Genomic DNA, 25,946 nt, shown 5'->3' on the forward strand with positions numbered 1-25,946 from the left:
GCGCCTAGTCTCGCCCCCGCAACCATCGCGCTCGAAACCGGGCGCGGCGGAAACACGTCTGCGACACGTTGCCACAACGATTGCCGCACAGGGCTCAGGCCATCCCGTAATAGATCAACGGGCCGACGCCATCCCGCGGGCGGCTGACGGTCCTACCGCCCGCATGTCGACGCACTTCGACCAATCCTTCTGTCGGGCACGATCCACGTATCGACTGCATACTTCGGGCAATTTCGCGCGAACGGATCGAGCGTGCGTGCATGCATGGCTACGCATGCTCGCTTTCCCACTGCGCCGCAACGCGTTTCGCACGCAGTCAGATCAACCCGCAACATGAAAAGCACCTCGATTTCCGCTTCGCTCTTCAGCATCGTGCTCGGTCTGTCCGGCCTCGGCCAGTCATGGCGGGTCGCAGCGCGAATGTGGCATGTGAGCGCCGCCGTTGGCGAAGCGATCCTGCTGCTTGCGACGCTCGTCTGGTGCGGACTGTTGATCACCTATGTGCTGCACGCGTTGCGCAATCCCGCCGAAGTCGTCGACGAGTTCAAGCATCCCGTCGCCGGTGGCACAGCCGCGCTGCTCGGCGTGTCGACGCTGCTGATCGTGCAGGCCGTTTTCCCGTATTCCCGCGGACTCGCAGCGGCGCTCGCCGTGGCAGGGCTCGCGTGGCATCTGAGTTTCGCGCTGTGGCATACGGGCATGTTGTGGCAGGGCGGGCGCGACATGCTCGACACGGCGCCCACGCTCTATCTGCCGACCGTCGCCGGTAACTTCACAGGCGCGGCGGCGCTCGCCACGATGGGCCGTCCCGAATGGGGCTGGCTGCTGTTCGGTGCGGGCATTTTTTCGTGGCTCGCAATCGAGCCATTGATCATCTATCGCTTGTGGCACGGTGCCGCGCTGCCGCCCAAGCAGCGGCCGTTGCTCGGCATCCAGTTCGCGCCGCCCGTCGTCGGCGCGGCGGCTGCGCTGGTGTTGCAGCCGGGTTCCGTCGATCACTGGATCGTGATGCTGCTCGGCTATGGTCTGTTCCAGATGCTGATTGGCTTGCGGCTCGGCGGCTGGCTGACGAAGCATCCGTTCGCGCCGTCATGGTGGGCGTACACGTTCGGTGTCGCGTCGGCGACGCTCGCGTGCATGAAGCTCGCGCACGCGGGCGTGCCGCCTGCCCAGACGCTGTCGGTGCCCGTGTTCGTCGGCGCGAATCTGTTCATCGGCTATCTGAGCGTGCGTACGCTGGCGCATCTGTTCGATCCGTCGGAGACGCAGGCGCGGATATCGCGTATCGATTGAACGAGACCGCACGACGTTGCGTCCGCGAGCCTCATCCGTCCGACCACAAGCAAAGCGCACTCAACCCGTCTATATTGGTCCCTGTTTTCCGACTTAAGCTCACAAGGACCTTTCATGCCTGACCCATCCATTTTCCCGATCGCGAAAAAGTGGCCCGCTGCGCATCCCGAGCGCATCCAGCTGTACTCGCTGCCGACGCCCAACGGCGTCAAGGTGTCGATCATGCTGGAAGAAACAGGTCTCGCGTACGAACCGCATCTGGTGCGCTTCGATACGAACGATCAGATGTCGCCGGAATTTATGTCGCTCAATCCGAACAACAAGATTCCCGCGATCATCGATCCGAACGGCCCCGATGGCGAGCCGCTGCCGCTCTTCGAGTCGGGCGCGATCCTGATCTATCTCGCGGACAAGACGGGGCAACTGATGTCGCAGCGCGCGTCGGACCGCTACGAGACGATTCAATGGGTGATGTTCCAGATGGGAGGGATCGGACCGATGTTCGGTCAGGTCGGCTTCTTCCACAAATTCGCGGGCAAGGACTACGAGGACAAGCGTCCGCGCGAGCGCTACGTCAACGAATCGAAGCGGCTGCTCAGCGTGCTGAACGAGCGGCTCGCGACGCGCAAGTGGATCATGGGCGACGACTACACGATTGCCGATATCGCCACGTTCCCGTGGGTGCGCAATCTGGTCGGCTTCTACGAGGCTTCCGATCTTGTCGGCTTTGAAGACTTCCCGCATGTGAAGCGCGCGCTCGACGCGTTTCTGGCGCGTCCTGCCGTTGTGCGAGGGTTGGACATTCCGAAGCGCGCGTAAGCGCAGACAATAAAAAACCCGTGCCGTTGACACAACGGCACGGGTTTTCGTTTTGAGCTGCGCTAAATCGCTTACTGCCCGCCCAGCGCCGGATCGCTCATGCTCGGCTTGCCCGTCTCGACGTGACCCGCAAAACGGCGCGTGAACGACGCGTCGCTATCGACGGTGATCGTCAGGTCGTACCAGCCGTACACGTGACGCAAATCGAGATTCACGGTGTCGCTGTCGCCTCCGCGCACCGTGTGCGTGAGCGGCTTGCCCGAATCGTACGCATTGACGATCTTGAACTGGCAGCGCGTGTTGCCGTCGTTCTTCAGACGCAGTTGCAGATTGCCGTTCGCGACGTCGTAGCCCTCTGCGACTTCCGGATTCGCGCGATCGTGGCTGTTCCAGAAATGCTGCGCCACCTGCTTGCCGGCAAAGCGACGCAGGAAGCCATTCGGTCCGTGTACCGTGAAATCATACGAACCATCTGCCTTCACCGGCAACTGATCGACTAGACGCTTGCCCGCTTCGACCGTGTACGTGCGCGGCGCGTCGGCGCTCAGCGCTTCGAACACGAGGAAGTTCGCGCCGGCGTCGCCCGTGTTGACAAAGCGCATCGAGAGCTTGCCGCTGCTGTCGTCATTGATGCGGACGAACAGCTCGTACGGCACCGCGCGCGCCGGACGCACGCCGGGCTCCTGCTTCGGCACGGAGCCGACGGCGGGCGGCAGCGGCACGTAGTCGGGGTGACGGTTCTGATCCTGCGGCTTGTACGACGCGGTGGACGGCAGCGTCGGGAACGCATCGTTCGGGTTCTTGAAGTTGAACGCCGATGTCAGATCACCGCACACCGTGCGACGCCACGGCGTGATGTTCGGCTCCGACAGCTTGTGGCCATGACCGAAGCGCGCTTCGATGAACTGGATCACGGACGTGTGATCGAATACTTCCGAGCACACAAAGCCGCCCTTCGACCACGGCGACACGACCAGCATCGGCACGCGCGGCCCGAGACCATACGGACCGGCCGCGTATTTGCCGTTGTTGCCGCCGGGATAGATTTCGTTGGTGGTGTCGACGGTTGAAAGTCCATTCGCACTCGAGGAAGGCGCAAACGGCGGCGACATGTGATCGAAGAAGCCGTCGTTCTCGTCATAGTTGATGAGCAGCGCGGTCTTGCTCCACACCTCGGGGTTCGACGTGAGAATCTGCAAAACCTGATCGACGTACCACGCGCCGTAGTTCGCAGGCCAGTTCGGATGCTCGGAGTAGGCTTCCGGCGCGACGATCCACGACACCTGCGGCAACTGGTTGCTCTGCACGTCCTTGCGCAGCACGTCGAAGTACGTGCCGCCCGCCGACACGTTCGTGCCCGTGCGCGCCTTCTCGTACAGCGGATTGCCCGGCTGCGCGTTGCGATACTGGTTGAAGTAGAGCAGCGAGTTGTCGCCGTAGTTGCCGATATACGGATTGTTCGTCCAGCCCCACGATCCATTTGCATCCAGGCCCGTGCCGATGTCCTGATAGATCTTCCACGAAATGCCCGCTGTTTCCAGCACCTCGGGATACGTCGACCAGCCGTAACCCAGTTCCGAGTTGTCGACGACGGGGCCGCCGCCCGAGCCGTCGTTGCCGACCCAGCCTGTCCACATGTAGTAGCGGTTCGGGTCGGTCGCGCCCATCAGCGAGCAGTGGTACGCGTCGCAGATCGTGAACGAGTCGGCCAACTGATAGTGGAAGGGGATGTCGTCGCGCGTGAGGTACGCCATCGTCGTCGTGCCCTTGTTCGGCACCCACTGGTCGTTGCGGCCGCCGTTCCATGCGCCGTGCGTCGTCGGCCAGTCGTGCGGCAGGTCTTGCAGGAACTGCAGGCCGAGATTCGGCGCCGTCGGACGGAACGGCAGCACTTCGCCGACGCCGCCCGCCAGCGGTTGATGCCACACCGGTTTGCCGTTCGGCAGGTTGATCGCGCGCGTGTCGCCGAAACCGCGCACGCCTCGCAGCGTGCCGAAGTAATGATCGAACGAGCGGTTCTCCTGCATCAGCACGACGATGTGCTCGATATCGCGGATGCTGCCCGTCTTGTTGTTCGCGGGAATCGCGAGCGCATTGCGGATGCCGAGGGGAAGCATCGTCAATGCGGTGGCGGAGCCGGCTGCCTGGGCTGCGGCTCGCAGAAAATCACGGCGGTTTTTTGAAGTCATGTTGCCTTTGATCGTGAGGGAAGAAACGGTAAGGGGCGGCATCCACGCGGGGGCATGGAGCCTGACTGGGCAGAACTCAATCGACGGTGTGAATCACGGGTGGTGCGAGAACGACGGAATCGGCTGCGCTGGCACCGCCGGGGGATGCGGTTTGTGCCTGCGCGGAAGGGGATTGCGGTGTTTGAAGCGTGGTGCCGGCGGTCGACGTGGATTGCGTGGGCGGGGCGTTGAATGTCGTCGCGAGGGCGGGCTGTTGCTCTCGTTGTGTCTGTTGCTGCTGGTTCTGTTCTTGCGACGCCTGCATCGACGAGTCGTCACTGCATGCCGTGACGGCGATCGATGCCGCGATGACGGCGAGCATCCAGTGCAATCGCTTGCGTTGCGGGCTATGTGCAGTTTTGTGCAGAGCGGGCATCGTCATCCTCCGGCGCCATGCTTGAGAGACGCGTAACGATAGCCATCGTGTGTGTAGCTATTGTGAAGCGTGAGGCGACGAAAGAAATGCAGAGCGAGCGCGGAAGGAAGCGCAGAAAGATGCGTGTAAGGATGCGCGACAGTGCGCGTGTGCATCGATGTGCAGCAGAGCGCGCTGCATCCGATGCATCGCGCATTCCCTGTGACGGTTCAATGACTTGAGTGCGTTATCGGCACGTTGTCCACAAGGTTGGTCACGGAAAATGTGGACAACCTCGCGGCGTGTCCGCGCGCAGAAACAGCGTGCGCGCTGACGCGAGGTGGATGCAGCGTGTGCAATCTGAATTGCATCAATGACTTGAGCGGGTCTTGCTCAGGTTACCCACAGGCTTATGAACGGTTTCTGTGGAGAACTACAGTGCAATGCATTGCTGCGCTCTCAAGCCGGCTTGCTTCGCTCGCCGATTCAAGCCTGCGCAGTGGCGTCGCGCTTATTGATGAAATCGACGATCGCATCGTTGAGCGCTTGCGGCGCATCGCGATGGGGCGAGTGCCCACAATTGTCGAGCTTCGCCAGTTGAGTGTGCGGCGCGCGCTGCGCAATCGTGTCGATTTGCGCCATCGTGCCGTAATGATCGTCGTACCCCTGCACGGCAAGCAACGGGCAGCGAATGTATTCGAGTTCATCGACGATGCTCCACGACCGGAACGCATCGCTTAGCCATATGTCGTTCCAGCCATAGAAGGCCGAATCGACGTCGTCGTGATGACGCGCCAACTTGCTACGCAGATCGGACTGCTCGTAGGCCGTCTTCGCCTCCGCGATGCTCGCGACGGAAATGTCCTCGACGAAGACATGTGGGGCAACCACAACGGCGCCGGCCAGTGCATCCGGAAAAGCGGCAGCATAAAGCAGCGTGATTGATCCGCCGTCGCTGTGACCAATCACCCACATGCGTTTTCTTTCCTCGGCGCTCACATCGAGTGCATCGAGCAGCGCGGGCAGGATGTCGCGCGCCTGCACCGACATGAAATCGACGGGCAATTTGACGAGATGCGGACGCGGCGTCGAACGCCCATAGCCCGGGCGCGAATACACGAGGCCGCGCATGCCGAGTCTGTCGCACACGCTCTGCGGCCAGTCCTTCCACATCGCGACGGAGCCGAGCCCCTCGTGCAGGAACACAGCGAGCGGCGTATCGGCCAGATGCGCGTTGAGCCAGCGGTATTCGATATCCAGCGCGCCGCGTTGTGCGGTCGCAGGCAACGCAACCGACGCGCTACCGGCGTCTTCGCGCAAGGTCGTAACAGGTTCGGCCATTCCGTTCGTCAGCTGTTGAGCTGTTCCCGCAGTTTGAAGCGTTGAATCTTACCGGTTGCCGTCTTCGGCAGATCGTCGACGAAGACGATATCGCGCGGATACTTGTGCGGCGCGAGCTTGTCCTTGACGAACGACTTGAGTTCATCCGCGAGTGCTTCGCATGCGTCGGCATTTTGTTTCAGCACGACGAATGCACGCGTTTTCACGAGACCACCGTGATCGACCCCGACGACGGCGGCTTCGAGCACGGCAGTATGTTGCACGAGGACCATTTCCACTTCGACGGGCGACACATACTGGCCGCTCACTTTCAGCATGTCGTCGCTGCGGCCTGCATATTGATAGCAGCCGTTCGGCAAGCGGCTGTACTTGTCGCCACTGCGAATCCACTCGCCCAGGAAGGTTGCGCGCGACTTTTCGCGGTTGCTCCAGTACATCAGTGCGGCGCTCGGACCCTTGATGAACAGATCGCCGACTTCACCGTCGGGCACGGAATGACCCGCCTCGTCGCGTAACTCCACTTCATATCCTGGCACTGGGCGGCCCGTTGTTCCGTACTCGACCGCACCTGGGCGATTCGACAGAAAGATATGCAGCATCTCTGTCGAGCCGATGCCGTCGAGAATCTCGCAGCCGAAGTGCGCGGTGAAGCGCTCGCCGATCTCGCGCGGCAACGCTTCGCCCGCCGACGCGCAGACGCGTATCGCGACTTGCTCGCGCGGCGGCAGATTCGGCGACACGAGCATGCTCGCGTACAGCGTCGGTACGCCGTAGAAGATCGTCGGCCGATGCTCGACGAGCCGCCTGAAGATGGCGTCGGGTGTCGGACGCTCGGCCATCAGCACGGCCGACGCGCCGACCGAAAGCGGAAACGTCAGTGCGTTGCCGAGGCCGTAGGCGAAGAACAGCTTGGCGGCGGAGAACACCACGTCGCGTTCGCCGATGCCGAGTATCGGCTTCGCATAGAGCTCTGCAGTCCAGTACAGGTTTGCATGCGTATGCACCGTGCCTTTCGGTTTGCCGGTTGAACCGGATGAATACAACCAGAACGCGATGTCGTCGCCGCTACATGCATTGGGTTTCATCGACGGCTCGGCACCGTCGATCAAGTGGCCAAGAACATACGTTGGCGGCGGATCGACCTGCACAGGCTGCGACACGATCAACAGACAGCCGTCGTGTTCCGCCTCGCTCATCGCTTTTTCGACATTCGGCAGCAACGCGCCCGATGCGATCACGGCGCGCGCGTGGCTATGCGTGAGCATGTACAGATAGTCGGCGGACGTCAGCAGCGTGTTCGCGACCACGGGCACGACACCCGCATAAAGCGCTCCGAGAAACGCGACGGGCAATTCGGCCGTGTCGAGCATCACGAGCAGGATGCGCTCTTCGGAATGCACGCCGAGCGAACGCATTGCGCTAGCGAAGCGGCGCGCGCGGTCTTCGAGCTGCGCGTAGGTGGTGACGCCGGCGTCGTCGATATAGGCGGGCTTGTCGGGCCGCACGTCATTGAGGCGAAACAGATGCGACGCGAAATTGAACTGCGGGGGCGGCGCCGCGACGTTCGGTGCGGGCTCGCGCGGGTGCGATTCCAGCAAGGCTTGCATGTTTCCTCCGGCGAGTTGAGGCGGAGTGCATGGGAACGGAAAAGGGGACGTGAAAGCGCGTGGGGGCGCTTCAGGCAACGCTGGCGTCCCTCGTGAATTCGATTGCACCTTGCGGCAGCAGATAAAGCACGAGCGCCTGACCGCGCGCGACCGTCGGCCGATGCGCGCTGCCGGGACCGTACACGCACCAGCCGGCCGGATGACCGTCGAAGGTCGCGCCGTCAGTAAGCGGCATGATCAGATCGATTTCGCCGTGTGGATGCACGTGATGCGGACCGGCAATGTCCTGCATGTCGACGACGTCGACTGAAAAGCCGTGCGTGTCGGGTGTGGGTTTGATGACGCGGCCGTAGCGGATGCCGTCGTGCTCGCGATTACACAGCCAGCCTTCGGCGACACCCGCGCGGCATGCGTCGGCGAGTTCGTCGTAAGTCGCACTGCCTGCGGGCCAGGTCGCATTGAGCCACCCGGCTAGCGACGCGTCGAGCGGGCGGCCGTCCAGTTGCGCGGTCACGCCTGCAATCAGACGCTGAAAATCCTGAGGGGACATGCTTGCCTCCTGTCGACCTGAACCGGCGTATCGAACGAAGCCAGCGCTTTCGCGCTTGCTTGCTCGCGCCTCGCTCAGGTCTCACGCAAGATGATTTTGCTGCCGGTCGATACGCACCTTAGTTCATGTGCTGGTCCGCCGATCGTCTCCGATTTTGCCTATGCCATCCGGTGGAGGGCGTTCGGCGTTGTTATTGCATCGATATGCGGCGAAAATTAACTGTTCACCTTAAGCATGTCAAGCACTATAGTACATATACCTAGTCGATGAGGCTCCGCGACATGAACCAAACTTACTCCGACGCTGCGGCGAACGCGCCGTCAACCCCGCGCCCAGACGACGAAGCGCCGAAAGCCGAGCGCGAAGAACGCGATCCGTTCCTGACCGCGATGGGCGAGCGCGTGCGCCTGCTACGCGCGCGCCGCGGCATGACGCGCAAGACACTGGCGTCGGAAACGGGCTTGTCCGAGCGGCATCTCGCGAATCTCGAATCGGGCGTCGGCAACGCATCGGTGCTGGTGCTACGGCAAATCGCGGCCACGCTGAACTGCCCGCTCGCCGAAGTGATCGGCGACGAAACCACGTCATCCGCCGAATGGCTGCTGATTCGCGAACTGCTGCAGGGGCGAGACCAGGCGGCGCTGCAACGCGCGCGTGTCGCGCTGTCGGAGATGTTCGCGCAGGCGCCGCGCGATCCGCATCGCAAGGACCGCATCGCGCTGATCGGCTTGCGCGGCGCGGGGAAATCGACGCTCGGCCGCATGCTGGCGCAGGAGCGCAAGGTGCCGTTCATCGAGATCACCAAGGTGATCCAGCAGATGGCGGGCTGTCCGCCGGCGGAAATCCATTCGCTGTACGGCGCGAGCGCGTATCGCCGCTACGAGCAGCGCGCGCTCGAGGCGGTGATCGGCGAGCACGAGCGCGCGGTGATCGCGTCGCCTGGCGGGCTGGTGTCGGAGCCGGCTACCTTCAATGCGTTGTTAGCTCACTGCTTCACCGTGTGGCTGCAGGCCACGCCGGAAGAGCACATGCGCCGGGTCGTCGCGCAGGGCGACTTGCGGCCGATGTCGGGCAACAAGGAGGCGATGGAAGACCTCAAGCGCATCCTCGCGGGCCGCGGCGAACTGTACGGCCGTGCGGACATGACCTTCGATACCAGCGAACGCACGCTGGCCGACGCCTATCTGCAACTGCGCGACCGCCTCGCCGCACGGCTCGCTGCTGAACTGGGTGACGAAACGTAATGCTTGTGCCGCACTCGGTTCGGAGCCAATCCAAGTAGGTGATAACCCGCTTACATGAAGTAAAGTGCTTTACATGGCTGTGACGATGCACTATTGTTCTCTAAAACAATCTGCATCCGTCTCAGGAGACGCCCCATGTCCGCAGCGATGTTCCCGGCAGAGACCGCCGCCGTGCGAGTCGACTACCGCACCGATCCCTCGCAGTACAAGCATTGGAAGCTCTCGTTCAATGGTCCGGTCGCGACGCTCGGTATCGACATCGCTGAAGACGGCGGCATCCGCGACGGTTACAAGCTGAAGCTGAATTCATACGACCTGGGCGTCGATATCGAACTGCACGATGCACTCCAGCGCATCCGCTTCGAGCATCCGGAAGTGCGGACGGTCGTCCTCACGAGCCTGAAGGACCGCGTGTTCTGCTCGGGTGCAAACATCTTCATGCTCGGCCTGTCGTCGCATGCATGGAAGGTCAACTTCTGCAAATTCACCAACGAAACCCGCAACGGCGTCGAGGATTCGTCGCGTCATTCGGGCCTGAAGTTTCTTGCAGCCGTCAACGGTGCATGTGCAGGCGGCGGATATGAACTCGCACTCGCGTGCGATGAGATCTATCTGATCGACGACCGCTCGTCATCGGTGGCGCTGCCAGAAGTGCCGCTGCTCGGCGTGCTGCCAGGAACGGGCGGCCTCACGCGCGTCACCGACAAGCGCAAGGTGCGGCACGATCGCGCCGACATTTTCTGCACCGTGGTCGAAGGCATCCGCGGCGCGCGCGCGAAGGAGTGGCGTCTCGTCGATGAAGTCGTGAAGCCGAACCAGTTCGAGCAGGCGATCGCGGCACGTGCATTGGAACTCGCGCAGCAAAGCGACCGTCCAGCGGATGCGCAAGGCGTAGCGCTGACGCGAATCGAGCGCACGGATCGTGACGACGGCCTCACGTATGCGACGCTCGACGTAACCATCGACCGGGCGAAACGCACGGCCACGTTCACGGCCAAAGCGCCCACGACTGAACAGCCGACGGATATCGACGCCATCGTTGCGAAGGGTGCGAACTGGTGGCCGCTGCAGTTCGCGCGCGAACTCGACGACGCGATCCTGTCGATGCGTACGAACGAGCTCGATATCGGCACGTGGATCCTGAAGACAGAAGGCGACGCGCGCGCGGTGCTCGCCGTCGATGCCACGCTGCTGGAACACAAGGACCACTGGCTGGTGCGCGAAACGATCGGCCTGTTGCGCCGCACGCTTGCGCGCATCGACGTGTCGTCGCGTTCGCTGTTTGCGCTGATCGAGCCGGGTTCGTGCTTCGCGGGCACATTCGCCGAGTTCGCGTTTTCCGCCGACCGCACCTACATGGCCGCGCTGCCCGCGAACGAAGATGAAGAGCCTGCGATCACGCTGTCGGAAGTCAACTTCGGTCTGTATCCGATGGTCACGCATCAGTCGCGACTCGCGCGGCGCTTCTACGAAGAGACGGAACCGCTCGATGCCGTGCGCGCGAAGATCGGCCAGCCTGTGAAAGCAGTGGAAGCCGAGCGTCTGGGTCTCGTCACAGCGTCGCCGGATGACATCGACTGGGCCGACGAAATCCGCATTGCGCTCGAAGAACGCGCGGCGATGTCGCCGGACGCGCTGACGGGCATGGAAGCGAATCTGCGTTTCAACGGCCGCGAGACCATGGAGACGCGCATCTTCGGGCGTCTGACAGCGTGGCAGAACTGGATTTTCAACCGGCCGAATGCGGTGGGCGAGAAGGGCGCGCTCAAGGTCTACGGCAAGGGCAGCAAGGCGCAATTCGACGTATCGCGCGTGTAGACCCACATCGCGCCCGCATCACACCGTCGCACCGATCCGAAGGCTCTCGCCAGCCGAATAAACGCGAACCAACGCGACCGAATGCGAACCATCGCACCGCGCTCAAGGAACCGACATGTCCACGATCAACTACACCGACAAGATCCCGAACAACGTCAACCTCGCCGACGACCGCGCGCTGCAACGCGCGCTCGAGCAATGGCAGCCGAACTTCCTGTCATGGTGGGGCGACATGGGCCCCGACGGCTCGCATGACTTCGACGTCTATCTGCGCACGGCGACCAGCGTCGATCCGGGCGGCTGGGCGCATTTCGATTACGTGAAGATGCCCGATTACCGCTGGGGTATTTTTCTCACACCTGGCGATCAGGATCGCAAGATCAACTTCGGCGAGCACAAGGGTGAAGCGGCGTGGCAGGACGTGCCGGGCGAGCATCGCGCGAACCTGCGCCGCATCATCGTCACGCAAGGCGATACGGAGCCGGCTTCCGTCGAGCAGCAGCGTCACCTCGGTCTCACGGCGCCATCGATGTACGACCTGCGCAACCTCTTTCAGGTGAACGTCGAGGAAGGCCGTCACCTGTGGGCGATGGTGTATCTGCTGCATCGTCATTTCGGCCGCGACGGGCGCGAGGAAGCGGAAGCGCTGCTCGGCCGCCGTTCGGGCGACGACGACAACCCGCGCATTCTCGGCGCGTTCAACGAGAAAACGCCCGACTGGCTCGCGTTCTACATGTTCACGTACTTCACGGATCGCGACGGCAAATTCCAGTTGAGCGCGCTCTCCGAATCTGGTTTCGATCCGCTTGCGCGCACCACGAAGTTCATGCTGACGGAGGAAGCGCATCACATGTTCGTCGGTGAATCGGGCGTGTCGCGTGTCGTGCAGCGCACCGCGCAGGTGATGAACGAACTGAAGACGGATGACGCAAGCAGGATTCGCGCAGCCGGCGTGATCGATCTGCCCACCATCCAGCGTTATCTGAACTTCCACTACTCGGTGACGATCGACCTGTTCGGCGCGGATCATTCGTCGAATGCGGCGACGTTCTACAGTTCGGGCCTCAAGGGCCGCTACGAGGAAACCAAGCGTGACGACGACCATCAACTGAACGGGCAGAGCTACAAGCTGCTCGATGTCGCGGACGGTAAGCTGGTCGAACGCGAAGTACCCATGCTCAACGCGATGAACGAAGTGCTGCGCGACGACTACATCAAGGATTCCGTCGCGGGCGTCGGACGCTGGAACAAGGTGTTAGAGAAGGCCGGTATCGACTTTCGCCTGACTGTGCCGCACAAGGCGTTCAACCGGCAGATCGGCACCTTTGCGGGCACGCGTGTGTCGCCCGATGGCCGCGTAATCAGCGAGACCGAATGGGCAGCGAACGAAGCGAAATGGCTGCCGACCGCGGAGGATCGCGCGTTCGTCGCGTCGCTGATGGGGCGCGTCGTCGAGCCCGGCAAGTTTGCAAACTGGATCGCGCCGCCTGCGATGGGCATCAACCGCCAGCCCGTCGATTTCGAATACGTGCGCTTCAACTGAACGTAACGTAAAGCAAAGCAAAAGGCAGAACCATCATGAACGCGCCCGTACCGGTCGAAATTCTCAAGCAGCATCTGATCGATCCGGAGATCTGCATTCGCTGCAACACATGCGAAGAGACCTGTCCGATCGATGCGATCACGCACGACGGTACGAATTACGTCGTGATGCCGGACGTGTGCAACGGCTGCATGGCGTGCGTGCCGCCGTGTCCGACGGGCGCGATCGACAACTGGCGCTCGGTGCTCAAGGCAGACGCGTATAGCATCGACGAGCAGTACACGTGGGATGTGTTGCCGGAGCAGGGCACGATGGCGTTGCCATCATCGAGTGAGACACCGATGCAAGAAAACGCCGCGAGCAGCGACAGCACCGACGAAGCGCAAGGCATCGAAGTCGATACGGTGCGCGGCGCAGTGGTGCCGCCGTGGTCCGCCGCGCGTCCGTATGTGAATCTCTACACGCACAAGAACCCGACGACGGCCACGGTCGTAGGCAACTATCGGCTGACGGACGAGACGACGCAAAGCGATATCCATCACATCGTGCTGGATTTCGGTTCGATGCCGTTCCCTGTGCTCGAAGGACAGTCGATCGGCATTCTGCCGCCGGGCAGCGCCGCAGATGGACGCGCGCATCATGCGCGCCAGTATTCGATTGCCAGTCCGCGCGACGGCGAGCGGCCCGGCTACAACAATGTTTCGCTAACCGTGAAGCGTGTCACCCAGGACTATCAGGGCGACGCGGCGAACGGCGTGTGCTCGAACTATCTGTGCGACCTGAAGAAGGGCGACGTGGTCAACGTGATCGGACCATTCGGCAGCACATTCCTGATGCCGAACCATCCGAATTCGCATCTGCTGATGATCTGCACGGGCACGGGTTCCGCACCGATGCGCGCGATGACCGAGTACCGGCGCAGGCGCAGGCTGAAGGGCGCAACGGGCAAGCTGATGCTGTTCTTCGGCGCGCGCACGAAGGAAGAGTTGCCTTACTTCGGACCGTTGACGAATCTGCCGAAAGACTTCATCGACACGAACCTCGCGTTTTCACGCACGCCGGGCGAGCCGAAGCGCTACGTGCAGGACGCAATGCGCGAGCGTGCCGTCGACGTCGCGCAGTTGCTGCGCGACGACAACACCCACATCTACGTGTGCGGGCTCAAAGGGATGGAAGATGGCGTGTTGCAGTCGCTGAAGGACATCGCCGATCAACATGGCCTCGAATGGGACGTGCTGTGGCAGCGGCTCAAGCGCGAAGGGCGCCTGCATCTGGAAACATACTGAGCGCGCACCGGCCTCAGTTCTTCGCCGACGGAGACTTCGCCCCGCACGCGCGAATCACGAGTTGCACGACCTGCTCCGTGGTGGCGTCGAAGGCCTTTTGCGAGAACGCGCGCTTGCCGCCTAGCGCGCGTATCTGCGCGTCGAAATCAGCGTAGTGCTGCGTCGTTGCCCAGATCATGTACATCAGCGTTTGCGCATCCACGTCCGCGAGCAGGCCGCGCGCGATCCAGTCGTCGATGACAGTCACGCGGGTATCGAGCCACGGCTTCACGCGCTGCTCGAGAATGTCGAGCATGTGGTCTGCGCCGTGAATGATCTCGTTCGCCCACACCTTCGAGCCGAGCGGCCGCCGCCGCGACAACTCCATCTTCGCGCGCACATAGCCGCCGATTGCTTCGACGGGATCGTCGCTGCCTTCGAACGTATTCGCCGCCCGATGCCAGTCTTCGAACAGGTCTTCGAGCACGCGCCGGTAAAGCGCGAGCTTGGTCGGGAAGTAGTAATGGACGTTGGCTTTCGGTAAGCCCGCGCGCTCCGCGATCATCGCCGTGCTCGCGCCCTCGAAGCCGCGCTCCGCAAAAACGGCTTCCGCACACGCCAGAAGATGCGCTTCATTGCTCTCACGAATGTGAGCCTTGCGCCGCCGCAAAGGGGCGGGCGCTTCGTCGTTGCCGGTCTCGCTCACTGCCGTGTCGTCGTGTCTCATCGTTAGCCTTTGTGCCGCGTCGCGCTTCATTCTAGCCGCTCGTGCCCCGATCGACATCAACGCATTCGCCGTTTCATTACGCGCGCAGAAAGTCATGCTGCGTTGCAATGGCATGGTTCTCGCTCTCGTGTTCATCTGTTCCCGTTCGCACGAAAGACATTGATTTGATGTTTTTAATCGGCTACAACCTGTCCAATCGGACAGGATTCGCAGAGCGGCCGGCGGCCAGGGTTTACCGCTAAAACGAAGGCCTGGAAAACATGCACGCCGATTGTGCGCCCATGCCCCAAAGCGAATTCGAACGCGCCGCCGATGCACCAGTTTCACTTCGTCGCGAGAGGACGCAAAGCCGCTCGCGGTTGAACTGCAAAGCGTGTTGATCCAGAGGAGCAACGAATGAATGCGGTATCAGAAGCGTTGAAGCAAGGACTCGATACGTCGATCACCGTCAACGGCAAACGTCTGTGGGACAGCCTGATGACGATGGCGAAGATCGGCGCGACGCAGAAGGGTGGCGTCTGCCGCCTGGCGCTGACCGATCTCGACAAAGAGGGACGCGACCTGATCGTCAGCTGGGCGAAGGAAGCGGGCTGCACCGTCAGCGTCGATCAGATGGGCAACGTGTTCATGCGGCGCGCTGGCGTGAACCCGAATGCCTTGCCCGTGATGACGGGCTCACACGCGGACTCGCAACCGACAGGCGGCCGCTTCGACGGCATCTACGGCGTGCTCGGCGGGCTTGAAGTGATTCGCAGCCTCAACGATCGCGGCATCGAAACCGAGCATCCAATAGAAGTCGTGATCTGGACCAACGAAGAAGGCTCGCGCTTTGCGCCCGCGATGGTGGCGTCCGGCGTGTTCGCAGGCGTCTTCACGCTCGACTATGGTTTGTCGCGCAAGGATGTCGACGGCAAGACGATCGGTGAAGAACTCAAACGCATCGGCTATGCGGGCGACGTGCCGTGCGGCGGCCGCCCGCTCCATGCGGCGTTCGAATTGCACATCGAGCAGGGGCCGATACTCGAGGCCGAGCAAAAAACGATTGGCGTCGTCACCGATGCGCAAGGCCAACGCTGGTACGAAATCACGCTGACGGGCCAGGAGGCGCACGCGGGCCCGACGCCGATGCCGCGCCGCAAGGATGCGTTGCTGGGCGCGGCGCGGGTGGTCGATCTCGTCAACCGTATCGGTCTCGATCACGCGCCGCTCGCGTGCGCGACGGTCGGCATGATGCAGGTGCATCCGAACTCGCGCAACGTGATTCCAGGCCGCGTGTTTTTCACCGTCGATTTCCGTCATCCCGACGATGCCGTGCTCGCGAAGATGGACGCCGCGCTACGCGAAGGCGTCGCGAAGATCGCGGGCGGCATCGGCCTCGAAACACAGCTCGAACAGATCTTTTACTACGAGCCCGTCAAGTTCGACGCGGCATGCGTGAAGTCCGTGCGCGCCGCTGCCGAGCGTTTCGGCTATCCGCATCGCGACATGGTGTCGGGCGCGGGTCATGACGCGTGCTATCTGTCGCAGGTGGCGCCGACATCGATGGTGTTCGTGCCGTGCGTGGATGGTATCAGTCACAACGAAATCGAGGACGCGACGCCCGAATGGATCGAGGCGGGCGCGAACGTGTTGCTGCACGCGATGCTGGAGCGCGCCTGCGAACCGGCATCGTAAAGAGCCTGATCACGCTGTAACGCTGCACTCATAAAACACGCCGTCCCGGCTTCGTTCACGCGAAACCGGCAGGCACGGCTACGTCCTCACTTTGACGAAGGAACGCGTATGGCCATCAAGCAAACGGGCGACATCGCGGCGCAGCGCTTGTCGTCCGAACAGCTTTCATGCGAATTCGCCGACATTGCGCCGCTGCTCGATCCCACAGCCGCCGCCGCGGCCGCGAGCCGCTGTCACTACTGCTACGACGCGCCGTGTGTGCAGGCGTGTCCCACGCAAATCGATATCCCGAGCTTTATCCGCAAGATCGGCAACGGCAATCTGAAGGGCGCCGCGACCGATATTCTTTCGGCGAATCCATTGGGCGGCATGTGCTCCCGCGTGTGTCCAACCGAAATCCTCTGCGAAGGCGCATGCGTGCGCAATCACCAGGATGCGAAGCCCGTCGCGATTGGCGCGTTGCAGCGTCACGCCACCGATTGGGCGATGGCGCGCGATGCCGTGAAGTTCACGCGCGCGCCGGATAGCGGACGGCATGTGGCCGTCGTCGGCGCAGGCCCGGCGGGTCTTGCGTGCGCGCATCGTCTCGCTGTTGCGGGTCATCGCGTGACGATCTATGACGCGCATGACAAAGGCGGCGGCCTCAACGAATACGGCATCGCCGCGTATAAAACGGTCGATGACTTCGCGCAGCGTGAAGTGCAGTGGTTGTTGTCGGTAGGCGGCATCGAATTGAAGACGGGCACGAAGCTGGGCAGTGACATATCGCTCGATTCGCTGCGTCAACAGCACGACGCCGTGTTTCTCTCGATCGGCCTGACCGGTGTGCGCGCTCTCGCACTCGAAGGCGAAGCACTGAACGGCGTGATGAACGCCGTCGATTTCATCGAGCAGGTACGTCAGGCGAGCGATCTCGCGACGGTGCCGGTTGGCCGCCGCGTGATCGTGATCGGTGGCGGCAATACGGCCGTCGATGCCGCCGTGCAAAGCCGCAAGCTCGGCGCGACGAGCGTGACGATGGTGTATCGGCGCGGCGTCGAGTCGATGAGCGCGACGTGGGCCGAGCGCGATTTCGCGCAGACGCAGAACGTGACGCTCATCACGCATGCGAAGCCTGTGCGTTTGATTGGCAGCGACGGAAAGGTGACGGGCGTTGAATTCGAACGCACCGGGAGCGACGGCAGCGCCGAGCGCTTCACGCTCGAAGCCGACATGGTGCTCAAGGCGATCGGTCAGACGCTCGTGAGCGTCGGCCTCGATCACGAACTGTTGACGCTCGATCAAAGCCGCATCGCAGTCGACGCCGATCTGCGCACGTCGCTGGACAAGGTCTGGGCGGGCGGCGATTGCGCGGCATCGGGCGGCATCGATCTGACCGTGCAGGCGGTGCAGGACGGCAAGCTCGCGGCGGCATCGATCGACGCTGCGTTCGCGCTCGCCGCCGTCAAGGCGGCCTGAAGCGAAAACGCAAGCACGCATCACGCGAAAACGACAAAACCGAATCCCCACGGAGCCGAACATGGCTGATCTTCGCTGCACGATTGCCGGCATTACTTCGCCGAATCCTTTCTGGCTCGCGTCCGCGCCCCCAACGGACAAAGCCTATAACGTACACCGCGCGTTCGAAGCGGGCTGGGGTGGCGTCGTATGGAAGACGCTCGGGCTCGACCCGCACGTGGTCAACGTTAGCTCGCGCTACGGCGCGGTGCAATGGAACGGCCAGCGCATGGCGGGCCTGAACAACATCGAGCTGATCACCGACCGGCCGCTCGACGTCAACCTGCGCGAGATCAAAGAGGTCAAGCGCGACTGGCCCGACCGCGCGATGATCGTCTCGCTGATGGTGCCGTGCAACGAGCGCGACTGGAAATGGATTCTCCCGCTCGTCGAAGACACGGGCGCCGATGCCGTCGAACTCAACTTCGGCTGTCCGCACGGAATGAGCGAACGCGGCATGGGCTCCGCTGTCGGCCAGGTGCCGGAGTACATCGAGATGGTCACGCGCTGGGTGAAGGAAGGCACGAAGCTGCCGTGCCTCGTGAAGCTCACGCCGAACATCAGCGACATCCGCATGGGCTCGCGCGCCGCATACAAGGGCGGCGCGGACGGCGTGTCGCTGATCAACACGATCAACTCGATCGTCGCTGTCGATCTCGACCAGATGGCGCCGATGCCGACTGTCGACGGCAAGGGCACGCATGGCGGCTACTGCGGCCCGGCTGTGAAGCCGATCGCGTTGAACATGGTCGCTGAAATCGCGCGTGATTCAGAGACCCCGGGCTTGCCGATCTCCGGCATCGGCGGTATTTCTACGTGGCGCGACGCGGCCGAATTCATGGTGCTCGGCGCGGGCAGCGTGCAGGTGTGTACGGCCGCCATGCACTACGGCTTTCGCATCGTCTCCGATCTCGCGGACGGCCTGTCGAACTGGATGGACGAAAAAGGCTACGCGACGCTCGACGACATTCGTGGCCGCGCGGTGCCGAATGTCACCGACTGGAAGTACCTGAACATGAAGTACGACATCAAGGCGCGCATCGATCAGGACAAGTGCATCCAGTGCGGCCTCTGTCACATCGCCTGCGAAGACACATCGCATCAGGCGATCACACGCGAAAAGGACGGCAAGCGTCATTTCGAAGTGGTCGATGCGGAATGCGTCGGGTGCAATCTTTGCATGCATGTGTGTCCCGTCGAGCAATGCATCACGATGGAGCGTGTCGATAGCGGCGAGTACGCAAACTGGACCACGCATCCGAACAATCCGGCGCGAGTCGTTGCGGACGCAGCTGACACAACGCACGCACAGGAACACGCGGCAAAAGCGGCCTGAACTTCAACAATCAACGAGCGATCAAGTGGAGATCCATCGATGAAGCAGACAGCGCAATCCGCCGATGCGACTCACGCCGGCAGCAGTCTATACAACGAAGACCTCGCGCCGACGGGGCCCGCGCAGCGCACGTGGAAGTGGTATCACTTCGCCGCGCTTTGGGTCGGCATGGTGATGAACATCGCGTCGTACATGCTCGCGGCCGGTTTGACGGAAGAGGGCATGTCGCCGTGGCAGGCTGTGCTGACGGTATTGCTCGGCAACCTGATCGTACTGGTGCCGATGCTGCTGATCGGACATGCGGGCGCGAAGCACGGCATTCCGTACGCGGTGCTGGTGAGATCGTCGTTCGGCACGCAGGGCGCGAAACTGCCCGCGATGCTGCGCGCGGTCGTCGCGTGTGGCTGGTACGGCATCCAGACGTGGCTCGGCGGCAGCGCGATCTATACGCTGCTCAACATCCTGACGGGCAACGCGCTGCACGGCGCGGCGCTGCCGTTCCTCGACATTTCGATCGCGCAGCTCGCGTGCTTCCTCGCGTTCTGGGCCTTGCAGATCTACTTCATCGTGCATGGCACCGATTCGATCCGCTGGCTGGAAAGCTGGTCGGCGCCCATCAAGGTCGTGATGTGCATCGCTCTCGTGTGGTGGGCGACGTCGAAAGCGGGCGGTGTCGGCTCGATGCTGTCCGCGCCTTCGCAATTCGCGCCGGGCGGCAAGAAAGAAGGGCTTTTCTGGATCACGTTCTGGCCAAGTCTCACGGCGATGGTCGGTTTCTGGGCGACGCTTGCGCTCAACATTCCCGACTTCACGCGCTTTGCGAAGACGCAGCGCGACCAGATCGTCGGCCAGTCGATTGGGCTGCCCGTGCCGATGGCGTTGCTGTCGGTGATCTCGGTGGTCGTCACGTCGGCGACGGTCGTGATTTACGGCAAGGCGATCTGGGACCCGATCGATCTGACCAGCCGCATGACGGGCATCGGCGTCGGCGTTGCGCTGATCATCCTCACGCTCGATACGATGTGCTGCAATCTCGCGGCGAACCTGGTCGGCCCCGCGTATGACTTTTCGAGCCTGTGGCCCAAGGGTATTTCGTACCGCGCGGGCGGGATGATTACCGCGACTATCGCCATCGTGATGATGCCGTGGAAGATTCTCGCGACCACGCAGGGCTACATCTTCACGTGGCTGGTCGGTTATTCGGCATTGCTCGGCCCCGTTGCTGGCATTCTGATGGTCGATTACTTTTTCATTCGCGGCACGCGGCTCGATCAACGCGAACTGTTCGACGAGAACGGCGAATACAGCTACACGGGCGGATGGAACATCGCCGCTGTCGTCGCGCTGGTGATCGGCGTGCTGCCGAATCTGCCGGGCTTTTTGCATACCGCGTTTCCCGCGTCGTTTCCGAATGTGCCTGCGTTCTTCAATACGCTTTACACGTACGCGTGGTTCGTGGGACTGGCGCTCGCATCCATCGTGTACGGCACGTGGATGAAGATGCGCCGCAGTCCCGGTGCGAGCATGGCGAGCGCGTGAGTCACACACGAACCGCGCGGTTCTGATGAATTAATAGAGGAGGCACCCGATGACAACCCTGATTCGCGGCGGCACGGTAATCGATTCGGACCGCACGCACAGAGCCGATGTGCTGATCGCGGACCCGCAGGACGGCGGCACGATCCTGCAGATCGAACGCACGATCGATCCGCCCGCGGGCGTGAACATCGTCGATGCGCACGACCAGTATGTGATGCCAGGCGGCATCGATCCGCACACACACATGGAACTGCCCTTCATGGGCACGACGGCCAGCGACGACTTCTATACGGGCACGGCGGCGGGCTTGTCGGGCGGCACGACGAGCATCATCGATTTCGTGATTCCCAGCCCGAAGCAGCCGCTGATGGATGCATTCAAGGAATGGCGCGGCTGGGCCGAGAAGGCATCGTCCGATTACGGCTTTCATGTGGCCGTGACATGGTGGGACGATTCCGTGTATCGCGACATGGGCACGCTCGTGCATGAACATGGTGTGTCGAGCTTCAAGCACTTCATGGCCTACAAGAACGCAATCATGGCCGACGACGAAGTGCTCGTGAACAGCTTCTCGCGTTCGCTCGAACTCGGCGCGCTGCCCACCGTTCACGCGGAGAACGGCGAACTCGTATTCCAGTTGCAGAAACAGTTGCTCGCGAAGGGCTTTAAGGGACCGGAGGCGCATCCGCTGTCGCGTCCGCCCGAAGTGGAAGGGGAGGCCGCGAATCGCGCGATCCGCATTGCTCAGGTGCTCGGCGTGCCCGTCTACATCGTGCATGTGTCGTCGAAAGAAGCCGTCGAAGCGATTTCGCGCGCACGCAACGAAGGGCAGCGCGTGTTCGGCGAAGTGCTGCCGGGGCATCTGGTGATCGATGAATCGGTGTATCGCGATCCCGACTGGACGCGCGCCGCCGCGCACGTGATGAGCCCGCCGTTTCGCACCAGCGAGCATCGCGAGGCTTTGTGGCGCGGGCTGCAATCAGGCCAGTTGCACACGACGGCCACCGACCACTGCGTATTCTGCGCATCGCAGAAGGCGATGGGCCGGGAGGACTTCACGAAGATTCCGAACGGCTGCGGCGGTGTCGAAGACCGGATGTCGGTGTTATGGCATGAGGGTGTGAACAAAGGGCGCATCACGCCGAACGAGTTCGTGCGGATCACGTCGGCGAACGCCGCGCAGATATTCAACCTCTATCCGCGCAAGGGCGCGGTGCAGGTCGGCGCCGACGCCGATCTCGTCATCTGGGACCCGGCGGCGACGAAGACGATCTCGGTGAAGACACATCATCAGAAGGTCGACTTCAACGTGTTCGAAGGGATGACGGTGCAGGGCGTCGCGATGCACACGTTCACGCGCGGCGGGCATGCATGGGCCGATGGCGATCTGCGCGCGCAACGCGGCGCGGGCCAATATCTGAAGCGTCCGCCAAACGCCGCCTATTACGATGCCGTGCGGGTCGCGAACAAGCTGAAGGAGCCGCATCCCGTCGAGCGCTAATGGCGTTGGCACACACGCTTTGTCGCGTTGCAGCACGCGCGGCCGCCCCGCATTTTCGCAGCGGGAGCGGCCGTTTTCGTTTTCGGGTATGCTTTCGCGCCTCGTTGCAGGCGACAGGCTGGCCTTGGCAAGGCCCCAAAGTCTGCAGGGGTTTGGCCTGCCACCCTATACTTGCGCATTGCCCAACCCCAATAAATCGGTCCGGTTTATTCCGCCTCGGCATATGAATAAGCCTTCAAATGCGTTGTGGAAATAAGGACCGTTTGCTACAGTCCGCCCACGCTGCCGGACGGGTGTTCCTGCAGACAACACGCAAAACCGGACAAAACGAACCTCGGAGCACACTCTATGAAGTCGATTCGATCCCTTCTGCTGATCGGCCTGTTGCAAGTCGCAACGGCGACGGCCGCATTCGCCGCTGACGACCTCGCGAAGATCAAGTCCGCCGGCGCCTTCAAGGTCGGTACGGAAGGCACCTATGCGCCGTTCACGTACCACGACTCGTCGAACCAGTTGACGGGCTTCGACGTCGATATTGCCCGCGCGATCGCGGCCAAGCTGGGTGTGAAGGCAGAGTTCATCGAAGGCAAGTGGGACGGCCTGATCGCCGGTCTCGACGCGAACCGCTACGACGCGGTGATCAACGAAGTGGCCGTGACCGACGCGCGCAAGCAGAAGTACGACTTCTCGGACCCGTACATCGTGTCGCACGCCGCGCTGATCGTGGCCTCGAACAACACCACGATCAAGAACTTCGACGACCTGAAGGGCAAGAAGTCGGCCAACACGCTGACCAGCAATTTCGGCAAGATCGCCGCTGCGCACGGCGCGGAAGTGATCCCCGTGCAGGGCTTCAACGAATCGATCGATCTGCTGACGTCGGGCCGCGTCGACGCGACTGTCAACGACTCGCTGTCGTTCCTCGACTTCAAGAAGCACAAGCCGGATGCGAAGGTGAAGATCGCCGCCATCGATACCTCGTCGGACAGTTCGGACCATTCGGCCGTCCTGATCCGCAAGGGCAATCCTGATCTGCAGGCCGCCATCAACAAGGCGCTGGCAGAGATCAAGGCGGACGGCACGTACGCGAAGATCTCCGAAAAGTACTTCGGCAAAGACGTTTCCAAGTAAGCGACAAGGCGAGTCTGAATCATGCCTGCATGGTTGCACCTGATGGGTGAATCGCTGTGGCCGCTGCTTTATGCGGGCCTGGTGTTCACCGTGCCGTTGACGCTCGTGTCGTTTGCGATCGGGATCGCGCTCGCGTTCATCGTGGCGCTGGTCCGGCTGTTCGGGCCGGGCTGGTCGGTAGCGATCGTGCGCTTCTATGTGTGGCTGTTTCGTGGCTCGCCGCTGCTGGTCCAGCTGTTCGTCATCTTCTATGGCTTGCCGAATGTCGGGATCGTGCTCGATCCGCTGACGGCAGCCATCATCGGCTTCTCGCTGAACGTCGGCGCGTATAACTCGGAAGTGATACGCGGCGTGATCGAGTCGATCCCGAAAGGGCAGTGGGAAGCCGCGTACTCGATGGGCATGACGCGCGGCCAGGCGCTGCGCCGCGCGATCCTGCCGCAGGCGGCGCGCGTCGCGCTGCCGCCGCTGTCGAACTCGTTTATCGCGCTCGTGAAGGACACGTCGCTGGCCGCCGTGCTGACCGTGCCGGAAATTTTTCAGGCCGCGCAGCGGATTGCGTCGGTGACTTACGAGCCGCTCATTCTCTATACGGAAGCCGCGCTGATCTATCTGGTGTTCAGCTCGGTGCTGTCGTCCGCGCAGGTGCGCCTCGAACGCCGCTTCGGCCGTCACGCGCTTTTCACGTCAGGTAACTGAACGATGATCCGCCTCGAAAAAATCGAAAAGTATTTCGGCGATCATCGCGTGCTGAACAGCGTCGATCTCGCGCTTGCGCAAGGCAATGTGACGGCGCTGATCGGGCCTTCGGGCAGCGGTAAAAGCACGCTGCTGCGCTGTGTGAACCTGCTCGAAATTCCCGAAGCCGGCTCGCTCGGAATCGGCGACCAGCGCATCCAGTTCAGCCGCACGGAGAAGCCGTCGAAGGAAGCCGTGCTTGCGATGCGCCGCCGCACAGGGATGGTGTTCCAGAACTTTCAGCTGTTCCCGCATCGCACGGTGATCGAGAACGTGATGGAAGGGCTCCTCACCGTGCAGAAATGGGACCGCGAACGCGCGCGGGTGCGCGCGCTCGAATTGCTGGAGAAGGTCGGCATCGCGCACAAGGCCGATGCGTGGCCCGTTACGCTGTCGGGCGGTCAGCAGCAGCGAGTCGCGATTGCGCGCGCGCTTGCGCCTTCGCCGGAAGTGCTGCTGTGCGACGAGCCGACTTCCGCGCTCGATCCGGGCCTTGCCGCCGAAGTGGTCGAAGTGCTGCGCCAACTCGCGAAAGAAGGCATGACGATGCTGATGGCGACGCACGACCTGCGGCTCGCGGCATCGATCGCGCGCAACGTCGTGTTTCTGAGCAACGGCTCGATCGTCGAGCAAGGCCATTCGCGCGACATCTTTACGCGGCCGCAGCAGCCGGAAACCGCGAGCTTCGTGTCGACGCTCACGCAGAGCCTGCCGGATAGCTGGGAAGACTGAACGGCTGTCTGTCGTGCATCGTTGCAAGGGCGCCTGCGAGCGCCCTTGTTTCTTTCCGGCGCCCGCGCTTCATGCTGGCTGCGGACAGCTACGCTACAATGGCCGTCGCCCCGAATGATGGAAGATCGATGAAGACCCGCACTCCTGTTATCGCCTGCTGCATGGTTGCCGCCGCTTTGTCCGCGGGCTGCGCGGCCGTGTACAAAAACACGAGCGCATGCGAGCAGACGATGCGGCAGTCGGCGAGCGAGCTTTCCGGCCGCGACACGCTGAAGGTGACACACGCGGGTTCGGGCATTCATGGCAGCCGCGTGGTCGTCGAAGGCACGCTCGAGCATCCGCAGACGGCGTCGGAAGCCGCCGTCGCGAAGCCGCCCAACACCAACATCCTGGAAGCCGGGTTGCTCGCGCCCGTCGTGGCCGCGATCGCAAAGTCCAAGCCCCCAACCACCGCGGTGCCCGCCGCAGCCGAATGCACGTACGACGCGAACGGCCAGCAGAGCGCGTTCCGCTGGCTGGCGCCGGCACGCCTCGCGAAAGACACGACGCCCGACGACGGAACGCACTCCGACGAGTGATCCGGGCGGTGTCTCTTCGGGGGCACCGTTGCGGCAGTCCCGCCCACGTTTGCGCCATGTTGCAATGCACGCACTCCCGCCATGCTAGGATTTCCGCGTGCAATGCAGATGTCAGGAGGGCAGCATGGACGGCTTCGTCAGACATCAGATTGAAGGCGCATCCGTCGATATCGACGTAGTGCCCGTCACGCCGCGCGGCTACTGCGCGCGCTTTCGCATCTTCCGCGACGCCGCCGACAAACCCGAATGGCATCAGGTCCATGTGTCGGGCAGCGTGTTCGATACCCCTGAAGAAGCCGAGGAAGCCGCACGTTCAATGGCGCTCGAACAGGTATTGGCGGGCGGCGGCTCGTAGCGCGGCCCGGTTTCGTTGCCACCAGGGCGCGTAGCCCGAATTCTTTCTCGCCGGTTTTCGTCCGGCCCGTTCGCG

General features: G+C 62.5%; 22 protein-coding genes. 16 read left to right on the top strand and 6 right to left on the bottom strand.

Annotated features, from left to right (window positions below):
- Positions 1 to 333: 333 nt before the first annotated feature.
- Both tehA and C2L65_RS05185 read left to right on the top strand, forming a co-directional pair.
- Positions 334 to 1,293 (top strand): dicarboxylate transporter/tellurite-resistance protein TehA, encoded by a 960-nt coding sequence (tehA, locus tag C2L65_RS05180; RefSeq protein ID WP_042311300.1) that lies wholly within the window; start codon positions 334 to 336, stop codon positions 1,291 to 1,293.
- Positions 1,294 to 1,407: 114 nt separating this feature from the next.
- A complete protein-coding gene (locus C2L65_RS05185; RefSeq protein WP_042311301.1) occupies positions 1,408 to 2,112 on the top strand; it encodes a glutathione binding-like protein in 705 nt (234 codons plus the stop codon).
- A 71-nt stretch (positions 2,113 to 2,183) separates the two neighbouring features.
- Here C2L65_RS05185 and C2L65_RS05190 read toward each other — a convergent pair whose 3' ends face one another.
- The 5 genes from C2L65_RS05190 to C2L65_RS05210 form a co-directional block, all read right to left on the bottom strand.
- On the bottom strand, positions 2,184 to 4,301 hold the full coding sequence (locus tag C2L65_RS05190) for a phosphocholine-specific phospholipase C (protein WP_042311304.1): 2,118 nt from the start codon (positions 4,299 to 4,301) through the stop codon (positions 2,184 to 2,186).
- A 76-nt stretch (positions 4,302 to 4,377) separates the two neighbouring features.
- Entirely contained in the window at positions 4,378 to 4,716 is a 339-nt protein-coding gene (locus C2L65_RS05195; protein ID WP_042311357.1) for a hypothetical protein, read from the bottom strand.
- A gap of 465 nt (positions 4,717 to 5,181) precedes the next feature.
- A complete protein-coding gene (locus tag C2L65_RS05200; protein WP_042311305.1) occupies positions 5,182 to 6,036 on the bottom strand; it encodes an alpha/beta fold hydrolase in 855 nt (284 codons plus the stop codon).
- A gap of 8 nt (positions 6,037 to 6,044) precedes the next feature.
- Complete coding sequence (locus C2L65_RS05205; RefSeq protein ID WP_042311307.1) at positions 6,045 to 7,643, bottom strand: benzoate-CoA ligase family protein; 1,599 nt, start codon at positions 7,641 to 7,643, stop codon at positions 6,045 to 6,047.
- A gap of 70 nt (positions 7,644 to 7,713) precedes the next feature.
- Complete coding sequence (locus C2L65_RS05210) at positions 7,714 to 8,193, bottom strand: DUF4863 family protein (RefSeq protein ID WP_042311310.1); 480 nt, start codon at positions 8,191 to 8,193, stop codon at positions 7,714 to 7,716.
- Between the two features lie 281 nt (positions 8,194 to 8,474).
- On the opposite strand from C2L65_RS05210, the gene C2L65_RS05215 reads away from it, so the two are divergent.
- The 4 genes from C2L65_RS05215 (at position 8,475) to boxA (ending at position 14,084) form a co-directional block, all read left to right on the top strand.
- A complete protein-coding gene (locus tag C2L65_RS05215) occupies positions 8,475 to 9,437 on the top strand; it encodes a helix-turn-helix transcriptional regulator (protein WP_042311312.1) in 963 nt (320 codons plus the stop codon).
- A 147-nt stretch (positions 9,438 to 9,584) separates the two neighbouring features.
- The gene (gene boxC, locus C2L65_RS05220; protein WP_042311359.1) at positions 9,585 to 11,255 is read left to right on the top strand and encodes a 2,3-epoxybenzoyl-CoA dihydrolase; all 1,671 of its coding nucleotides are present in this window, start codon (positions 9,585 to 9,587) and stop codon (positions 11,253 to 11,255) included.
- 115 nt (positions 11,256 to 11,370) lie between these two features.
- Complete coding sequence (gene boxB, locus C2L65_RS05225) at positions 11,371 to 12,798, top strand: benzoyl-CoA 2,3-epoxidase subunit BoxB (protein WP_042311314.1); 1,428 nt, start codon at positions 11,371 to 11,373, stop codon at positions 12,796 to 12,798.
- A gap of 35 nt (positions 12,799 to 12,833) precedes the next feature.
- The gene (gene boxA, locus C2L65_RS05230; RefSeq protein ID WP_042311316.1) at positions 12,834 to 14,084 is read left to right on the top strand and encodes a benzoyl-CoA 2,3-epoxidase subunit BoxA; all 1,251 of its coding nucleotides are present in this window, start codon (positions 12,834 to 12,836) and stop codon (positions 14,082 to 14,084) included.
- 13 nt (positions 14,085 to 14,097) lie between these two features.
- Here the strand turns inward: boxA and C2L65_RS05235 are convergent, their stop codons facing one another.
- On the bottom strand, positions 14,098 to 14,820 hold the full coding sequence (locus tag C2L65_RS05235) for a TetR/AcrR family transcriptional regulator (protein WP_042311318.1): 723 nt from the start codon (positions 14,818 to 14,820) through the stop codon (positions 14,098 to 14,100).
- A 366-nt stretch (positions 14,821 to 15,186) separates the two neighbouring features.
- On the opposite strand from C2L65_RS05235, the gene C2L65_RS05240 reads away from it, so the two are divergent.
- From C2L65_RS05240 to C2L65_RS05285, 10 genes are all read left to right on the top strand, one after another.
- On the top strand, positions 15,187 to 16,464 hold the full coding sequence (locus tag C2L65_RS05240; protein ID WP_042311320.1) for a Zn-dependent hydrolase: 1,278 nt from the start codon (positions 15,187 to 15,189) through the stop codon (positions 16,462 to 16,464).
- A 108-nt stretch (positions 16,465 to 16,572) separates the two neighbouring features.
- The gene (locus tag C2L65_RS05245) at positions 16,573 to 17,922 is read left to right on the top strand and encodes an NAD(P)-dependent oxidoreductase (RefSeq protein ID WP_042311322.1); all 1,350 of its coding nucleotides are present in this window, start codon (positions 16,573 to 16,575) and stop codon (positions 17,920 to 17,922) included.
- Between the two features lie 61 nt (positions 17,923 to 17,983).
- A complete protein-coding gene (preA, locus tag C2L65_RS05250) occupies positions 17,984 to 19,297 on the top strand; it encodes an NAD-dependent dihydropyrimidine dehydrogenase subunit PreA (RefSeq protein ID WP_042311324.1) in 1,314 nt (437 codons plus the stop codon).
- Positions 19,298 to 19,336: 39 nt separating this feature from the next.
- A complete protein-coding gene (locus C2L65_RS05255) occupies positions 19,337 to 20,836 on the top strand; it encodes an NCS1 family nucleobase:cation symporter-1 (protein ID WP_042311326.1) in 1,500 nt (499 codons plus the stop codon).
- Positions 20,837 to 20,885: 49 nt separating this feature from the next.
- Positions 20,886 to 22,337 (top strand): dihydropyrimidinase, encoded by a 1,452-nt coding sequence (hydA, locus tag C2L65_RS05260; protein WP_042311327.1) that lies wholly within the window; start codon positions 20,886 to 20,888, stop codon positions 22,335 to 22,337.
- A gap of 348 nt (positions 22,338 to 22,685) precedes the next feature.
- Positions 22,686 to 23,468 carry an amino acid ABC transporter substrate-binding protein gene (locus C2L65_RS05265; protein WP_042311329.1) on the top strand — a complete coding sequence of 261 codons (783 nt, stop codon included), beginning with the start codon at positions 22,686 to 22,688 and terminating at the stop codon, positions 23,466 to 23,468.
- A gap of 21 nt (positions 23,469 to 23,489) precedes the next feature.
- Positions 23,490 to 24,167, top strand: coding sequence for an amino acid ABC transporter permease (locus tag C2L65_RS05270; RefSeq protein ID WP_007585514.1), 678 nt, complete (start codon positions 23,490 to 23,492; stop codon positions 24,165 to 24,167).
- Between the two features lie 3 nt (positions 24,168 to 24,170).
- Positions 24,171 to 24,938: an amino acid ABC transporter ATP-binding protein gene (locus C2L65_RS05275; protein ID WP_042311331.1), complete on the top strand. Its 768-nt coding sequence runs from the start codon at positions 24,171 to 24,173 to the stop codon at positions 24,936 to 24,938.
- A 128-nt stretch (positions 24,939 to 25,066) separates the two neighbouring features.
- Entirely contained in the window at positions 25,067 to 25,516 is a 450-nt protein-coding gene (locus tag C2L65_RS05280; protein WP_042311361.1) for a hypothetical protein, read from the top strand.
- 124 nt (positions 25,517 to 25,640) lie between these two features.
- Positions 25,641 to 25,871: a hypothetical protein gene (locus C2L65_RS05285; RefSeq protein ID WP_007585520.1), complete on the top strand. Its 231-nt coding sequence runs from the start codon at positions 25,641 to 25,643 to the stop codon at positions 25,869 to 25,871.
- The last annotated feature ends 75 nt before the right edge of the window (positions 25,872 to 25,946 follow it).

Source organism: Paraburkholderia terrae (assembly GCF_002902925.1).
In the GTDB taxonomy this organism is placed as follows: Bacteria; Pseudomonadota; Gammaproteobacteria; order Burkholderiales; family Burkholderiaceae; genus Paraburkholderia; species Paraburkholderia terrae.

What these genes read in the sequence shown, in the direction of transcription:
- tehA (WP_042311300.1), top strand. Translation starts at nt 334, where the DNA reads ATGAAAAGCACCTCGATTTCCGCTTCGCTCTTCAGCATCGTGCTCGGT.
- C2L65_RS05185 (WP_042311301.1), top strand. Translation starts at nt 1,408, where the DNA reads ATGCCTGACCCATCCATTTTCCCGATCGCGAAAAAGTGGCCCGCTGCG.
- C2L65_RS05190 (WP_042311304.1), bottom strand. Translation starts at nt 4,301, where the DNA reads ATGACTTCAAAAAACCGCCGTGATTTTCTGCGAGCCGCAGCCCAGGCA.
- C2L65_RS05195 (WP_042311357.1), bottom strand. Translation starts at nt 4,716, where the DNA reads ATGCCCGCTCTGCACAAAACTGCACATAGCCCGCAACGCAAGCGATTG.
- C2L65_RS05200 (WP_042311305.1), bottom strand. Translation starts at nt 6,036, where the DNA reads ATGGCCGAACCTGTTACGACCTTGCGCGAAGACGCCGGTAGCGCGTCG.
- C2L65_RS05205 (WP_042311307.1), bottom strand. Translation starts at nt 7,643, where the DNA reads ATGCAAGCCTTGCTGGAATCGCACCCGCGCGAGCCCGCACCGAACGTC.
- C2L65_RS05210 (WP_042311310.1), bottom strand. Translation starts at nt 8,193, where the DNA reads ATGTCCCCTCAGGATTTTCAGCGTCTGATTGCAGGCGTGACCGCGCAA.
- C2L65_RS05215 (WP_042311312.1), top strand. Translation starts at nt 8,475, where the DNA reads ATGAACCAAACTTACTCCGACGCTGCGGCGAACGCGCCGTCAACCCCG.
- boxC (WP_042311359.1), top strand. Translation starts at nt 9,585, where the DNA reads ATGTTCCCGGCAGAGACCGCCGCCGTGCGAGTCGACTACCGCACCGAT.
- boxB (WP_042311314.1), top strand. Translation starts at nt 11,371, where the DNA reads ATGTCCACGATCAACTACACCGACAAGATCCCGAACAACGTCAACCTC.
- boxA (WP_042311316.1), top strand. Translation starts at nt 12,834, where the DNA reads ATGAACGCGCCCGTACCGGTCGAAATTCTCAAGCAGCATCTGATCGAT.
- C2L65_RS05235 (WP_042311318.1), bottom strand. Translation starts at nt 14,820, where the DNA reads ATGAAGCGCGACGCGGCACAAAGGCTAACGATGAGACACGACGACACG.
- C2L65_RS05240 (WP_042311320.1), top strand. Translation starts at nt 15,187, where the DNA reads ATGAATGCGGTATCAGAAGCGTTGAAGCAAGGACTCGATACGTCGATC.
- C2L65_RS05245 (WP_042311322.1), top strand. Translation starts at nt 16,573, where the DNA reads ATGGCCATCAAGCAAACGGGCGACATCGCGGCGCAGCGCTTGTCGTCC.
- preA (WP_042311324.1), top strand. Translation starts at nt 17,984, where the DNA reads ATGGCTGATCTTCGCTGCACGATTGCCGGCATTACTTCGCCGAATCCT.
- C2L65_RS05255 (WP_042311326.1), top strand. Translation starts at nt 19,337, where the DNA reads ATGAAGCAGACAGCGCAATCCGCCGATGCGACTCACGCCGGCAGCAGT.
- hydA (WP_042311327.1), top strand. Translation starts at nt 20,886, where the DNA reads ATGACAACCCTGATTCGCGGCGGCACGGTAATCGATTCGGACCGCACG.
- C2L65_RS05265 (WP_042311329.1), top strand. Translation starts at nt 22,686, where the DNA reads ATGAAGTCGATTCGATCCCTTCTGCTGATCGGCCTGTTGCAAGTCGCA.
- C2L65_RS05270 (WP_007585514.1), top strand. Translation starts at nt 23,490, where the DNA reads ATGCCTGCATGGTTGCACCTGATGGGTGAATCGCTGTGGCCGCTGCTT.
- C2L65_RS05275 (WP_042311331.1), top strand. Translation starts at nt 24,171, where the DNA reads ATGATCCGCCTCGAAAAAATCGAAAAGTATTTCGGCGATCATCGCGTG.
- C2L65_RS05280 (WP_042311361.1), top strand. Translation starts at nt 25,067, where the DNA reads ATGAAGACCCGCACTCCTGTTATCGCCTGCTGCATGGTTGCCGCCGCT.
- C2L65_RS05285 (WP_007585520.1), top strand. Translation starts at nt 25,641, where the DNA reads ATGGACGGCTTCGTCAGACATCAGATTGAAGGCGCATCCGTCGATATC.